The organism is Gemmatimonadota bacterium, assembly GCA_009692115.1.
Taxonomy (GTDB): domain Bacteria; phylum Gemmatimonadota; class Gemmatimonadetes; order Gemmatimonadales; family GWC2-71-9; genus SHZU01.
In genome coordinates, this window is the sequence record SHZU01000001.1 from 396,395 (window position 1) to 409,782 (window position 13,388).

At 65.6% G+C, this 13,388-nt stretch carries 12 protein-coding genes; 2 read left to right on the forward strand and 10 right to left on the reverse strand.

What is annotated here, in order from left to right; translation table 11 throughout:
• Position 1: 1 nt before the first annotated feature.
• The 9 genes from EXR94_01900 to EXR94_01940 all read right to left on the reverse strand — a co-directional run bounded on the left by EXR94_01900 (position 2) and on the right by EXR94_01940 (position 10,687).
• On the reverse strand, positions 2-2,164 hold the full coding sequence (locus EXR94_01900; GenBank protein ID MSR01483.1) for a S9 family peptidase: 2,163 nt from the start codon (positions 2,162-2,164) through the stop codon (positions 2-4).
• Positions 2,134-5,106, reverse strand: coding sequence for a M1 family peptidase (locus EXR94_01905; GenBank protein ID MSR01484.1), 2,973 nt, complete (start codon positions 5,104-5,106; stop codon positions 2,134-2,136). Before EXR94_01905 ends, EXR94_01900 begins: the two co-directional genes overlap by 31 nt.
• Before the next feature lie 153 nt (positions 5,107-5,259).
• The gene (locus EXR94_01910) at positions 5,260-5,928 is read right to left on the reverse strand and encodes a PEP-CTERM sorting domain-containing protein (protein MSR01485.1); all 669 of its coding nucleotides are present in this window, start codon (positions 5,926-5,928) and stop codon (positions 5,260-5,262) included.
• A 54-nt stretch (positions 5,929-5,982) separates the two neighbouring features.
• The gene (gene atpH, locus EXR94_01915) at positions 5,983-6,525 is read right to left on the reverse strand and encodes an ATP synthase F1 subunit delta (protein ID MSR01486.1); all 543 of its coding nucleotides are present in this window, start codon (positions 6,523-6,525) and stop codon (positions 5,983-5,985) included.
• A complete protein-coding gene (gene atpF, locus EXR94_01920; GenBank protein MSR01487.1) occupies positions 6,525-7,070 on the reverse strand; it encodes an ATP synthase F0 subunit B in 546 nt (181 codons plus the stop codon). The genes atpH and atpF overlap by 1 nt, the downstream gene beginning before the upstream one ends.
• 12 nt (positions 7,071-7,082) lie before the next feature.
• A complete protein-coding gene (gene atpE / locus EXR94_01925) occupies positions 7,083-7,361 on the reverse strand; it encodes an ATP synthase F0 subunit C (GenBank protein ID MSR01488.1) in 279 nt (92 codons plus the stop codon).
• A 192-nt stretch (positions 7,362-7,553) separates the two neighbouring features.
• Positions 7,554-8,555, reverse strand: coding sequence for an ATP synthase F0 subunit A (gene atpB / locus EXR94_01930; protein ID MSR01489.1), 1,002 nt, complete (start codon positions 8,553-8,555; stop codon positions 7,554-7,556).
• A gap of 157 nt (positions 8,556-8,712) precedes the next feature.
• Positions 8,713-8,964, reverse strand: coding sequence for an AtpZ/AtpI family protein (locus EXR94_01935; GenBank protein ID MSR01490.1), 252 nt, complete (start codon positions 8,962-8,964; stop codon positions 8,713-8,715).
• A gap of 94 nt (positions 8,965-9,058) precedes the next feature.
• Positions 9,059-10,687, reverse strand: a complete 1,629-nt coding sequence (locus tag EXR94_01940) for a tannase/feruloyl esterase family alpha/beta hydrolase (protein ID MSR01491.1) — start codon at positions 10,685-10,687, stop codon at positions 9,059-9,061.
• A gap of 140 nt (positions 10,688-10,827) precedes the next feature.
• Here EXR94_01940 and EXR94_01945 point away from each other — a divergent pair, with 140 nt between their 5' ends.
• Positions 10,828-11,850 carry a MoxR family ATPase gene (locus EXR94_01945; GenBank protein MSR01492.1) on the forward strand — a complete coding sequence of 341 codons (1,023 nt, stop codon included), beginning with the start codon at positions 10,828-10,830 and terminating at the stop codon, positions 11,848-11,850.
• A gap of 17 nt (positions 11,851-11,867) precedes the next feature.
• On the opposite strand, the gene EXR94_01950 is transcribed toward EXR94_01945, so the two are convergent.
• Entirely contained in the window at positions 11,868-12,266 is a 399-nt protein-coding gene (locus tag EXR94_01950; protein MSR01493.1) for a DUF1801 domain-containing protein, read from the reverse strand.
• A 94-nt stretch (positions 12,267-12,360) separates the two neighbouring features.
• Between EXR94_01950 and EXR94_01955 the strand changes: the two genes are divergently transcribed.
• Positions 12,361-12,951 carry a hypothetical protein gene (locus tag EXR94_01955; GenBank protein ID MSR01494.1) on the forward strand — a complete coding sequence of 197 codons (591 nt, stop codon included), beginning with the start codon at positions 12,361-12,363 and terminating at the stop codon, positions 12,949-12,951.
• Positions 12,952-13,388: the final 437 nt, after the last annotated feature.

A 13,388-nucleotide genomic window follows, 5' to 3' on the forward strand; every position in this document is an offset into this window, starting at 1 on the left:
CTTAGTTGAGCCAGTAGTCGAACCACTGCCGGAGCCGGCCCAGCCGGTCAACGAGCAACCACGGCTCACCGGTCCGGGACAAATCATGAGTCGATCGGGGATATCGGATGAACTCGACCGGCACCTTCTGCTTCTGCAACGCCATGAACCACTGCTCGGCATCGGCCATCGGAGTGCGGTGGTCCTCTTCCGACTGGACGATCAACGTCGGCGTCTTGACCTTGTTGACATGCCGCATCGGTGACAATGAGTCATAAAGGGCCGGTCGCTCCCACGGCATGCCATAGAACTCGAACTCGGTCAGCCCGGGCACGTCCGACACGCCCCACCACGACCACCAATTGCTGATCATCCGGTCGGCCTGGGCCGCCTTGAACCGGTTGGTCCGAGTGGTGATCCAGGCCGTCATGAAGCCGCCGTACGAACCCCCGGTGACGCCCATTTTGGTCGAATCGACGTCGGGCCGGGCCGCGGCAATGTCCACCGCCTTCATCAGGTCCTGGTAGTCTTCGAGCCCCCACCGACCCCGGGTCGAATAGGTGAATTCGGCCCCATACCCGCTCGACCCGCGTGGATTGGTAAACAACACCCACTTGCCCGACCCGGTGATGTTGTGAAACTCGTCAAACCAATTCTCGCCATAGGCGCTGTGCGGGCCCCCGTGGATGTAGAACACCAATGGATATTTCCAGCCCGGCTGATAGCCAAACGGCTTCTGGAGCCAGCCCTCAATCTCGACTCCGCCGACGCTCTTGTAGGTGAACCGCTCGGCGTCCGGCCAGACAATTTCCGTGTTGAGTTTGCCGTTGAAGTCGGTGACCTTGCGCTCGCCGGTCCCGTTCCCAGACGCCAGATACAGCTCGGTCGGCGAGGTGATCGAGGTCGCGACATAAGCCATGACCTGACCCGCCGGATCGATATCGGTGCCCGGAATCCGCCGCCGGCCCGAAACGATTTCCTGCCGCGCCCGAGTGTCCGGGTTCACCGTGAAGACGGCGTCCCGTCCGCCGATCGAGGCGCCCATCAACATTTGTCCGCTCGGCAGCCAGTGGAGCCAATTCGGCTCATACACCCAGTCGCCCAGCAAATTGACCGGGGTACCGCCGGCGGCGGGGATGACCCAGAGCCGTTGGGCCCCGGTCCGGCCAACCTGGGACACGTACGCCAACCGCGATCCATCTGGCGACCACTCAAGACCGCCCTCGGTTCCGGCGCCGGTCGTTAGGCGGCGAGGCTCGCCTCCGGAGGCCGGGATCACGAACACATCGCCATCGTTCCGGGGTGCCTCGGACAGCTTCGGGTCGTACTTGGCCCGCCGGATCGAGTCCTGCTCCGCCTGGGCCAGTGAATCCGACCGGAGCTTCGAATCGGCGACAAAGGCAATCCACTGCCCGTCCGGAGAAATCGTCACCTCCCGGTGGCTGTAACCCGCCGTGGTGAGCTGGCGCTTAGCGCCCCCGTCCACCGGCCGAACCCAGATTTGGGCCTGGTTCCACCGGGGGGCCTGCTTCGGAGCCGGAATGAACCCTGGGCCGTTGAATTTGTAGCCGAGATCGATGATGTGCCGGCCGTCAAACCGGGCCGGATCCACCGGCGCGGTCACGGCCCGATAGGGCGGCCGCGCCATCGCCGGCGTCTTCTCATAGGGGTCCTTGGCCCCTGAATCGGCCTTCCATTCCAGGGTATCGGCCCAGGCCACGGTCCGGCCGTCCTTCGTGTACGAGCCGTTCGGTAAGCTGTCGACCTCGAAGGCCTCACCGGCCGGACGATCAATGCGGAGGCCCCAGGTGCGGGCCTTGCTGGTGGGCCGAGTCGAGGTGAACAGCAACATCTTGCCGTCCGGTGACCACCGCGCCCCGGAGCTCTCCACGCTGGGCGAGGTCATCCGGATCGGCTCACCGCCGGTGGTGCCCACCATCCAGACTTCGGAATGCCGCTTGTTGTCGGCTTCCCGCACGGTGGTGGTGGTAAACGCCACCCACTTCCCGTCCGGCGACACCGCCGGACCCGACAGCGTCGTCAACCGATACCAATCCTTCGGCGTAAAGGCCCGCCCCTGGGCCATCGCCTCGGCGCCCTGCCCAACTACGAAGATCAGGGTCGCGCCAACCATTCGTCTCATCATAGCCACCTCTAGAACGTGGGACTGAACCCGATGGTCCATCGAAATCGGAATGAGCCGTCGTCATCCGCCCCGCCAATGGCCCGGTCGGGATGCGAGACGTACAGCGGAAAGTCGAATCGCGTCACAAACGTAGTCTGCCCGATCCGATGGGTGAACCGGACGCCGGCCCCCGCGTCGCCGACAACCCGGCCGACGCCGTTGTAGGAGAAGAACCGGTTGGTAAACGCCAGATCGCCGAACAGGGCCAAGCGGGTGTCTCGAAACAGCGCGGCTCGAGGGCGGGCCAGCACCGATCGGTCGGCCTCGACATTGATCGCGGCGAGCCGGGTCACCGCGACATCCCGGGCCATGCCGCGAACGTTAGCGCCGCCCGGCGTGTGGAAATGGACGTCGTCCGTCAGCAGCGCCGCCCGGGAGCGGACGAAGGGATTGCCGAGTTGCTGGTAGGGATCCGCGCCGGAGAGGAAGAACCAGCGCTGTCGCACGGGATCGGAATTCTTGCCCTCGACGATTCCCCCGAACACCCGGACCCCGAGACTCCCGCGTTTGCCCAGCGGACGTTTGGCCGTTGCCTCGGCCGAGAACCTGAGATAGGGCTGGACATCGTAGCGGGCGTCGGCGTCGAAGCCTGCGCCCCGATTCCGGTATTCGACTCCACCCGCGGTCGTCACGGAACCCGCCATGGCCCAGACGCCGCGCCGCGCCGAAGACCGGATCCACCACGTGCCCTCCACCGTGCCAGCGTTATCGTAGAGCGCCCGATCGAGGTAGTCGGCGTCGTAGGTGGCAAGCCACCGGACCGAGGCCCCCTTGAAGGTGGTCGGCCCGAAACCGAGGTGGCCTTTGGTCTGTTGCTCCAGCGACACCGCGACCCCTTCCCGCCCCTCGAAGTGAAGAGCCTCAAACTGGGTCGAGAGCCTGGGCCGGTACGCCCAGGTTGGATTCTTGACCCGAAAGAGCCAGTGATTGGCCGTACCGTCTTGGCAGCAGTCCTTCGTGGCGACACTATGCTGATAGGTCACCTGGTTGAAACGGCCAAGGTAGTTGCTCCGGCTTCGAGCGCCGAGCATCACGCCGCCCGCCTCGTTGTACCACACCAGGGGGGCCAGGGCGTCGGCCGTTCGGTCGCGATAGGTCCGAGTCGAGAAGAACCGGTCGAGATAGACCGCCCGGCGCCCATTGAGCCCGCCCCAACCGAGCCACCCCCGGGTCTTCCGGTTGTTGGTCATGTTCCAATCGTGCGAACGGGTTCGGGGATCGATCACGACCTCCTTGGGCTTGCCTCGGGTCACCAGCTCGACCCAGGTTCGCTCGGCCGGCCCTTCGACCCGAACCGCGGCGGAATCGGACTTCGACCGGACCACCACATCGACTGGGAAGACGCCGGACTCGTGGCGGCGGACCTCGACCCGCGACACCCATTGCCCGTCGGCCCGCCGCTTGGAACGGACCTGGCCCACCCCATAATCATAGAGCGTGGTCCTATGGAGCCATTGCCCGAAGAACCCGGCCAAGTCCCGCTTCGACACCTCCTCGGCCACCTGCCGGAAAGCCCCCTCATCGACGTGTTTGAGTTGCCACCGGTCGTAGTAGGTTCGGAGGATCTGCTTCATCACCGCCGGCCCGACGATTTCGCGGAGTTGGTGGAAGAACAGCTCGCCTCGGGAGTAGATCATGGTGTTGTAGGTGACGAAATCCCGGTATTCGTTGCTGACGAAACTGGTCGGCTCCGACCAGCCATCGAGATCGAACTCGAGGATTCCCCGCTCGAGGACCCGGTATTCATCGAACTCGTCCTCGGGCCCCTTGACCCCTCGTTCCTGGAAGAACAACGCGGTCTGATAGCTGGTGAACCCCTCGTCGAGAAAACCCTCTTTCCACTCGTTGTTCGCCAAGATCCCCATCAAGTAATTGTGCCCGCCCTCGTGGAGAATCAACTTCTGGCTGGCCGAACCGTTATGCATCATCATCGGGAACTCGGTGCCCCCGCCCTCGATCCGGTGGACGTTGGTCATCTGGGGCCAGGGATATTTGCCGAACACCGAATCGAGCCACTCGAGGGCGACCTCGGTGCGCTTGACCGCGACGTTGCCGCCCCAGGACTTTTCATCGCCCGGTTGATAGAGCGTATGGACGGTCACGTCGCCCCACCGGCCTCCCTCGTACCGGTAATCCGGACGCATCGAGAGCGCGAAGTGGTGAACCTGCTCGGCCCGCCAGACGATGGTTTTCCGGCCCGGGGCCTTCGGTCGACAGGCCCCAGAGTCCACCGCCACCGGATAGAACGTCCGTCGATACTCGACTGGGCGGTCGGGGTATTGATTGGCCCGTTCCCAGCCAGGATCGCCGCAGAGCGGCACGCCGGTGGCGCCGATCACTTGGTCGTCCGGCACGTCGAGAGTCACGGTGAAGTCGCCAAAGTCGCCGTAGAACTCGCCGGCCGGATAGAGGGGATGTTCTTGCCACCCATGCTTATCGTAGGCCACGACTCTCGGGTACCACTGGGCAAAATCGAACGCGCGGCCCCGGCGCCCCTGCCGGCGGGGCACCGTCGAGGGGCGGGCCAGCCAGTCGAGCTCCGCATCCAGGCTGCCGCCGGGCGGCAGGGGACGCGGCAACCGGAACCGCACGATCGTGCTGTCGGGCGCGAACGGATACTCCGGCGTCACGATGCTCCCCATGATCCGGACATTGGCCACCTGATTGAGGCCGAAATCGGGATCCGCCAAGTCGTTGAACCGGCGCCGCTGCTCGGCGCTGTCGGCGGCGGCCCACCGGGACCCGGGGCGAAACGCGTTGAGATAGAGATGAAACGAGATCGAGGTCAGGGTGTCGGGCGAGTGGTTCCGGTATGCCACGCGCTGGCTGCCGCGGAGCATCCCGGTCGGTTCATCCAGCGAGGCATCGATGGTATAGGACACCTGCTGCTGCCAGTACGGCGGGGCCGCCGCCTGGAGGAGGACAAGGAGCGAAAGCAGCATCGGACTCGGTTCGTTCGTGGACCGGAATTCTACCCGATCTCCCCAACGATTCGCCACGACGCCGCCCGTGGGCGGCAGAGACGGTCAGGGTCCTCCCAAAAAGAAACGGCCCCCTTCGAGCAGAAGGGGGCCGTCCCGGGGACCTACCGATCCCTACAGAACCGACTTCTTCCGGCGCCGACGAACGGCGTCAGCCCCTGCCAGCGCCATCAACCCTGTCGCCGGCAGGATCATCGTGGCGGGTTCCGGTACCACCGTCGGAGGCGGCGGAGGACCGCAAGGATTGGTCTGCGTCGCGGTCGGGGACGGAGAGGTCGCGAGGCATTCGTATCCGGTCGACTGCCCGGCGGGCCCTGCCTGAGCATGGAGACCGAGAATCGCATTCGTCAGAGTGATCGTGGTCTCCGTGTCGATACAGACCTGGTTCGAGCCATTCCCCGTGCAATTCGTGGTGAACGTCTGGAACGAGAAGGACACGAAGCCGCTCCCATAGTGACCCGATCCGGCCCAACTCGTAACAGCCGGACTTCCACCTCCTGCAATGCTGGTCGCGTATTGGCTGAAGATAGAACTGCCGACGCCGCTGATCGAAACCCCATCCGACCCGACCGGCCCGGGAATCCCGCCCCCGCTTTGGGCGAAGCTCCAACCGGCGTAGGCAGTCCCGTTCGGGTAATAGGCCTGGAGGTTCTGGAACGTCAGCCCGCTCCCGAGGCTAGTGAGCCCGACCGCGGTGAAGCCCGTATTGGCGAAGGTGCTGGACCCGGGCAGCCCGGCGAGGTTCCAAATTCGGAGGGTGACGGTATTCCCGGAAACCGTCACGTGCGCCGAGGCGCAGGTGTTGAAGGTCCAGCCGCCGTTAAACCACCGCTTGAGCTATTTGGCCAGCAGTTGCCGCTTGAGCCGGACCAGCTTCCTCCGGATCGAGCCGTCATAGATCTTATCGCCGACCCGAACGACCGCCCCGCCCAGAATCTCGGGATCGACCGAAAACGTCGCCAGGACCTCCTTGCCGACCGTCCGGGCCAACGACGCCACGATGGCCTGTTCGAGCGCAGGATCCGACTTCCGGGCCAGCGTCACCGTGGCGCGGACTCGGCCGAGCTTCTGGTCGACCAGGTCGCCATAGACCGCGGCGATCTCGGTAAACCGGGTCTGGCGGCCGCGTTTGACGACGGCCATCAGATACAGCACGAACTCCCGCGGGGCGCCGATGGCCGTGATGGCCCGGCCCACCAAATCGCTCTTCAAGGCTTTGGTGACCTTGGGACTGACCAATACCGCCTGGGCCGCCGGAGAGGACGCCAAGGCGCCGGCGGTGGCCGTCATCAGCCGCCCGTACTCCTCGAGCCGGCCCGACTTGGCGCCCAACTCGAAGAGGGCCTCGGCGTAGTTCTCCGCCACGGTGGAGCCGGCCATTAGTGGGTGGTCTCCACCTTCGAGAGGTAGTCGACGACGATCTTCCGATCGGCGTCGCTATCCAACCGCTGCCCGATGACCTTGGCCGCGGCGCCTAACGCCAACTCCACGGCTTCCCGCCGGAGGTCGGCGATGGCCTTGTCGCGCTCGGCGGTAATGTCCCGCCGAGCCCGGTCCATCAACGCGGCCTGTTCCTGCTTGGCCTTTTCGAGGCCCAAGGCCCGCTCCTTCTCGACGGCGGCTTTGGCCTCGGACAGGAGCGACTGGGCCGCCCCCTGCGCTTCGGCCGTGGCTTTCCGCTGGCCTTCGACCAGCACCTTGGCCTCGGTATTCATCCGGCCGGCCTCGGCGAGCTGGCCCGCGATCGTCTTCTCGCGTTCCTCGGCCCGGCTCACGATGGTGACCCAGAAGGTCCGCTTGAAGAAGTACAGGAACACCAGGAAGATGATCCAGGTCCAAATCATCACCCCGGGGTTGACCGAAAACGGCCCGCCCCCACCCTCGGCTTCAGCGGCAACAACCGCTGCGAGCATCCCGAGCGTCATGGTCGCCGCCAATTAAAGGATCTTGAGCAGCAACGCGAACACCAGCGCGATGATGGCCGCGCCCTCCAGCAAGATCGCGAAAATGAACGGCCCGCTGGCGATTTCCTTCGCCGCTTCCGGCTGCCGTGCGATCCCCTCGGCCACGCTGCCGCCGATCCGTCCCAACCCGATTCCCGCCCCAAGAATCGCCAACCCCATCCCGATCCCGGCGCCAAACAACCCAAGATTCTTGGCCGCCTCAGCCGACATCGACGAGGAAGCCTCCTGCAACAACGCCAGCATGTTCAACATGATCATGTCCTTTAAGAAACCGGGGAGACTCAAATCCGTTTCGCGCGTCAGGCCCAAACCGGCTCTCCCGTACCGGCCCTCTCCTGGTGTCCGCCAATGCCCGAAGGCAGCGAACCTCGCCGGCCATTCAGCCGGCTACATCGGGGCGCCGATCGCGCAACGCCGCCCGTCTTTTCCCCGCCGAGCGCCGAGCTAATGGTGCTCGGTCTGCATCAATCCAATGAACGTCGCCGCCAACAGCGCAAACACATACGCTTGCAGCCCAGCCACCAAGGTCTCCAGCAACAGGATCGCGGCGATCAGCACCGCCGTCGGGATCCCAATGATCCAGCTTCCGAAAAACAAAATGATCCCGGTCAGTGACAACACCACGAAATGACCGGCCGTCATGTTGCCGAAAAGCCGGATCGCGAGCGCGAACGGCTTGACCAGTTTGCTCAGGATTTCGATCGGAGCCATCCCGATGGTGAGCGCGGCCCCGCCGACGCCACTCATCCCGTCGATATGGGGAAAGATCGTGCCCAGGTACCCCTTGGGCCCCAGTTTGATGAACCCGCCGATCTCGACGATCAGGAACACCATGATCGCGAGCGCCGCCGTCACGGCCAAGTTGCCGGTCGGGGTCGCCCCCCAAGGCAGCAGGCCGAGCAGGTCCATAAACAGGACGAAGAAGAACAGGGCCACGATCAGCGGCGCGTATTTGACCCCGTTGGCGCCGATGTTGGCGATGACGATGTCATCCCGGAGCCACATCACGATTTGTTCGATGAACCCGGCAAACCCAGTCGGGGCTCTCTTATCGGCTCGTTGCTTAATCAGCCCGCGCTTGGTGATGGCCATGACCAGCAGCCCGAGCGCGGCCGCGATCGCCATGAAGATGACGTGCTTGGTGGGCGTCAGATTGATGGAGAGGCCACCGATATGGATGTCCTGCCATTTTTCCCACGACAGTTTCCAGAACGGCTCCATACCGATGGCGTACTCGTCGGAGGTATGGTGGAGGATGATCTCCCCGATGTTGACCTGAGTTGGATCAGTCATCGAAACCGTCGGACCTCGAAAAAGAGCAGCGGCACCAGCACCGCCAGATACCCAAGCGCCGCGGGAAGCGGCGGAAACCGTTCTCGATCGAGCCCCACCGCCACCGCCACCGCCGCGATCCCAAGGAGGCGGAGGCCGGTCCCGACCGCCCATCGCGACAACAACCCACCCCAGTCACCGGCGCCGATCTTGGGGCCGGCCCACGCCATGGCAACGACCTGGACCACCGTGGCCGTGAGGCCAAACCAAGCGGCCGCCATCATGCCCACCGATCCAGCGAGCGCCCAGCCCACCAGCGCCGCGACCAGCGTTAGGGCGAGTCCGAATCCCGCGGTTTGTCCGACCACGAGCGCATCTTGCCTTCCCGCTTGATACTGAAGAACCCAAGTACGGAGCCGACCACCATGCCAACCAAGGTGAAGAGCGGCGTAGTGTGGATCCACCGGTCGAGCGCCAGCCCACCCAGTAGGAACATCACGATCGCTCCGGCGAACCGCGTGGCGGCGGCGAGGGGACTAGGGGTCCCGGCGCCGCCGGCCGAATTCGGTTCCTGGGTTCGCATTGGCGCCAAAGATATTCGCTTGTGAAATTTTTCGCAAGCAACTAATGGCGCAGCTCAACTCTTTATCCAGCAAGTGATTAGGCGATGCCAGCATCTAATGGGGCCGGGCCGGAACCCGGCAGGAGTAATTGGCCGCCTCGGCGGTCGACCCGGTTCCCCGATATTCCGCCACCTTGGGGTAGGCGCAGAGCGGCCGGCTGACCGGAGCGGCCTTGGCTGGGTCCAAAAGCGGCTCGCCCGGCCGGATGCCGGCACCGATGATCTGCTCGGGGGCCACGCCGTTCTCGACCCACCGATTGAGCGCGGCCACCATGTCCCGGCCGGGATCGCCGGCATGGGCCGAAGGCTCGTTCTGGCCGAAATCGGCGGGTCCGATGCCGCCGCCGCAGTGCCCCATGCCCGGGACCATGAACAAACGGTAGAACTCCGGCACCGACGGACCCAAGGTCGCGAGGACCTGCTCGTAGTATTCGATCGAGCCCGGCGCCGGGATCGCGGCGTCACCCCAGCCGTGGTACTGAATGAGCTTCCCGCCCCGGGCCCGGAACGGTCCGAGGTTGGAGTCGGTGGCATCGAGCACCGGAGCGAGTTTGGCCATGGCGGTCGCAAGGTCGCGATCGAAGTCCATGGTCCGGTAGTCCCAATCAGGCTTCTCGAACACCATACTTTGGTAAAAGGTCGTGCCGAACCAGGCCAGGAACGGGAGCGGTTGCTCTGGACTGGCCACCACCCAGCGATGCCAGTTGCCCATGATCGCCTCGGTGCCGGGCACCGCCCCCGCGTAGATCTGCTCCCCAGTCCGCGGGTTCCGCGGCCCCTGGTAGATCTTCCGGAGGGCCGCCAGCTGGGCCGCCGTTAGGCAATCCGCGCCGTCCGCTCCGGTACATTGGAGCGGCGCCGGATCGAACCGGCAGATCCGGGGATCCTCGATCAGCCCGTCGGCCACCCGGTCGAGCCGGTCGCAGGCGGCCGCGGCGGCCCGCTGGATCAGGCCCAGCTTGGCGACCGGAATGGCGCTCCCGGCCGTCTCGTTGAGGGCCCTCCAATTCCACACCCCGGAGGTCAGGAGCCGGGTCCAATTGTTGGCGGGGGCGCCGGCGATGATCCCGTCGAAGTCGGCGGGATACCGTTGGGCCTCCATCAACGCCTCGCGGCCACCATCGGAGCAGCCCACGAAATACGAACGGCTCGCCGCCTTCCCGTAAAACGACTCGACGAGGACCTTGGCGTGGACCGCCGTGAGGTGGACCGCCCGGTGCCCGAAGTCGACGACCTTCTCCGGATGACCCGCCGCGAACACCGGGCTCATCCCGGTATGTCCGTTGTCGGTGCCGGCCGTGGCAAAGCCGCGCTTCAATCCGTTGGCCAGCGAGGACGCGGGGATGCTCCCCGCGTATCCACCATTCCCCGCCTGCTGGAACTTCCCGTTCCAGGTGGCCGCCGCCGGCAGCCACACCTCGAATTTGATCTCCGAGTCCGCCGTCGGCCGGGCCGTGCCCTGAACCCGGCAGTAGGCCGGCAGCGCCATCGGTGAGCCCGGCAACCCGTCGGCCGGCGGCGTAAACACCCCCGCCGCTACCTCGGTTGCCGCGGTGACCACCGCGTCCGCCAGCCTCGTCCCAACCAAGCTCCCACAGGCCCGCGGCGCGGCCGCCGACCGCGCCGACCCGGCCGCCAGCACGACCATCCCCGCTACCGCAAGACGTCTCATCACGCCCCTCATTTTTTTGGTTGACGTCCCAATCTACCACTCCCGCCACCGCCTCTTGCCTCCACCCCCCCGCAACGTTTCCTTTCGCCCCCACGTAAGGTGCCGAGCGCCGAGCGCCGAGCGCCGAGACCTTTACCAGGCTTCCCAACTTCATGGCCGCACCCCAACGCGTTCCATCCAACGACGTCGAAGAACTCCGCCGCCTTGCCGGTGCCATGGATTCACTCCGATCCCAAGTCGCCAAGCGTATCGTGGGGCAAACGGAGGTGGTCGACGGGGTCGTGACCGCGATCCTGGCCGGCGGCCATGCCTTGTTGGTGGGCGTTCCCGGCCTGGCCAAGACCTTGATGGTCCAGACCGTGGCTGAGGCGCTGGAGTTGTCCTTCAACCGGGTCCAGTTCACCCCGGATCTGATGCCGGGCGATATCACCGGGACCGAAATCGTCGAAGAGGACCCGGCCACGGGGCGGCGGGCGTTCCGGTTTGTGCCCGGGCCGATCTTTGCCCACGTCGTGCTGGCCGACGAAATCAACCGGACTCCTCCGAAGACCCAGGCCGCGTTGCTGCAGGCCATGCAGGAGCACCAGGTCACGGCGGCCGGCAAGACCTACGCGCTGCCCGATCCGTTTTTCGTACTGGCCACCCAGAATCCGATCGAGCAGGAGGGCACCTATCCGTTACCCGAGGCCCAGCTCGACCGGTTCATGCTCGATTTGCGGGTGAGTTATCCGAGCAAGGCCGAGGAAGAGGCCATCGTCGAGCAAACCACCGGATCGCGGAAGGTCAAACTCGAGCCGGTCCTCGATGCGGCGGCCCTGCACGGGATGCAGGACTTGGTGCGGCGGATTCCGGTCTCGAAGGGCCTGATCGCCTCGGCGGTGACGTTGGCGCGGATGACCCGGCCGGTGGATGCGGAGTCGCCGGCGTTGGTGAAGGAGTACGTCGAGTGGGGCGCGGGCCCGCGCGCGTCCCAGTACCTGGTGTTAGGCGCCAAGGCCCGGGCGGCGATGGCGGGCCGCCCGATGGCGGATCTCGACGACGTGAAGGCCATTGCCCCGTTCGTGTTGCGGCACCGGGTGGTGACGAACTTTGCGGCCGAAGCGGCCAGCCGCAGCAGCGACGACCTGATCCGGGAGTTGGTGGCGGGCTCCGCTTGGCAGACGCGGCGGATCTAGCGCCCGTGCCGGATGCCCTAAGCCTTCGGCTTCTTCTTCGCTTTCCCCTTCGAAGTACCGTTCAGAGCAACCGCCTGGCGAATCAGCGCCTTGAAGGCGGCTGCATTAACCCGGCCGCCTTCGGGAATGTCGATCGCGCGGCGGGTATTGCCTTCGAGACTCGAATTGTAGAGACCGGCCGGATCCTTTAGCGCCGCGCCTTTGGCGAAGGTCAGCTTCACGACCTGCTGGTAAGTTTCGCCGGTACAGATGATACCGTCGTGCGACCACACCGGCGTCCCCTTCCACTTCCACTCTTCGACGACCTCCGGATCGGCGTCCTTGATGAGCTTCCGCATTCGGGCGAGGGTTTCTCCCCGCCAGTCGCCGAGCTCGGCGATTCGGTTCGAGATCAGTTCCGCCGCGGACGGATTCATGGCTTCCCCTTCGGCCGAGGCCGATTGTCGCAATACACCGCCGCCACCTTGTCGATAAACGCTTCCGGCGCGGCCCCAGTGGCCGGCGAGCGCGGTGGTCGGCAAGACCCTGGTGTCGAGCGCCATCATCGACCGGGTCGTTAGCGCCGCCGGCCGCCGCCTCATGGAAGTGCCGGTCGGATTCAAGTGGTTCACGACGGGGCTCTTCGACGGCCGCTGTTGCTTCGGCGGCGAAGAGAGCGCGGGGGCGAGCTTCCTCCGCCGGGACGGGTCGGTGTGGACGACGGACAAGGACGGGCTGCTCCTCGGCCTCTTGGCCGCGGAGATCACCGCCGTCACCGGGAAAGACCCCGGGGAACATTACCGGGAAATCACCGCCGCGCTCGGTTCGCCGGTCTATACCCGGATCGACACCCCGTGCCCGGCGGCGGCGAAGGCGGGATTCAAGCGCCTGACCCCCGAGGCCGTCACCGCCACGACCCTCGGGGGTGACCCGATCGAGGCGAAGCTCACCCAGGCGCCGGGCAACGGAGCGGCCATCGGGGGACTCAAGGTCACGACCCTAAACGGCTGGTTCGCGGCGCGACCCTCGGGCACGGAGAACGTCTACAAGCTCTATGCGGAGAGCTTCCGCGACGCCGGCCACCTCGACCGCGTGGTGGCGGATGCCCAAGCCATGCTGTAGCGGGTGCTCGGCTAGGGTACTCTAAGATTTTTTCTCTGTCAAAGACTCCGACCAGCGCCGGCCGCTTCAGATCCACGAGTCCCCGGCGGATCCGGACCATGGGCACACACCCGGCGCCCCCCGATGCGGCCGGCTCGAACCGGACCCCGTTGTGGACGGCAAAGGCCGGATCCATCCGGCCGCAGGCACCGGCTTCGCGGCCGGTGGCGTCGAGCGAGGCCAGCCGCTTCTCGAGGGCCTCGAGCGCGAGTCGGGGACCCCAATACACGCTCTTCGGATCCCGGAGCGCCGGGGCGGCGAACTGCTCTTTCCGGCGTTGATAGTCCGACTCGTCGGATTTGTCGGCCGCATCGAGTTCTCCGGCGAGGGTCGTTGGATTCCGGAATTGCGTCTTCCAACGATCGGCCCGCTTCGCGCGCCGCTCGGCCTTGGCCTGC

Bases quoted from the DNA above. Each gene is read 5' to 3' on its own strand.
- EXR94_01935 (MSR01490.1), bottom strand. From the start codon at position 8,964: ATGCGAACCCAGGAACCGAATTCGGCCGGCGGCGCCGGGACCCCTAGT.
- atpH (MSR01486.1), bottom strand. From the start codon at position 6,525: ATGGCCGGCTCCACCGTGGCGGAGAACTACGCCGAGGCCCTCTTCGAG.
- EXR94_01940 (MSR01491.1), bottom strand. From the start codon at position 10,687: ATGAGGGGCGTGATGAGACGTCTTGCGGTAGCGGGGATGGTCGTGCTG.
- atpF (MSR01487.1), bottom strand. From the start codon at position 7,070: ATGACGCTCGGGATGCTCGCAGCGGTTGTTGCCGCTGAAGCCGAGGGT.
- EXR94_01950 (MSR01493.1), bottom strand. From the start codon at position 12,266: ATGAATCCGTCCGCGGCGGAACTGATCTCGAACCGAATCGCCGAGCTC.
- EXR94_01905 (MSR01484.1), bottom strand. From the start codon at position 5,106: ATGCTGCTTTCGCTCCTTGTCCTCCTCCAGGCGGCGGCCCCGCCGTAC.
- atpB (MSR01489.1), bottom strand. From the start codon at position 8,555: ATGGGCGGTCGGGACCGGCCTCCGCCTCCTTGGGATCGCGGCGGTGGC.
- EXR94_01945 (MSR01492.1), top strand. From the start codon at position 10,828: ATGGCCGCACCCCAACGCGTTCCATCCAACGACGTCGAAGAACTCCGC.
- atpE (MSR01488.1), bottom strand. From the start codon at position 7,361: ATGTTGAACATGCTGGCGTTGTTGCAGGAGGCTTCCTCGTCGATGTCG.
- EXR94_01900 (MSR01483.1), bottom strand. From the start codon at position 2,164: ATGGACCATCGGGTTCAGTCCCACGTTCTAGAGGTGGCTATGATGAGA.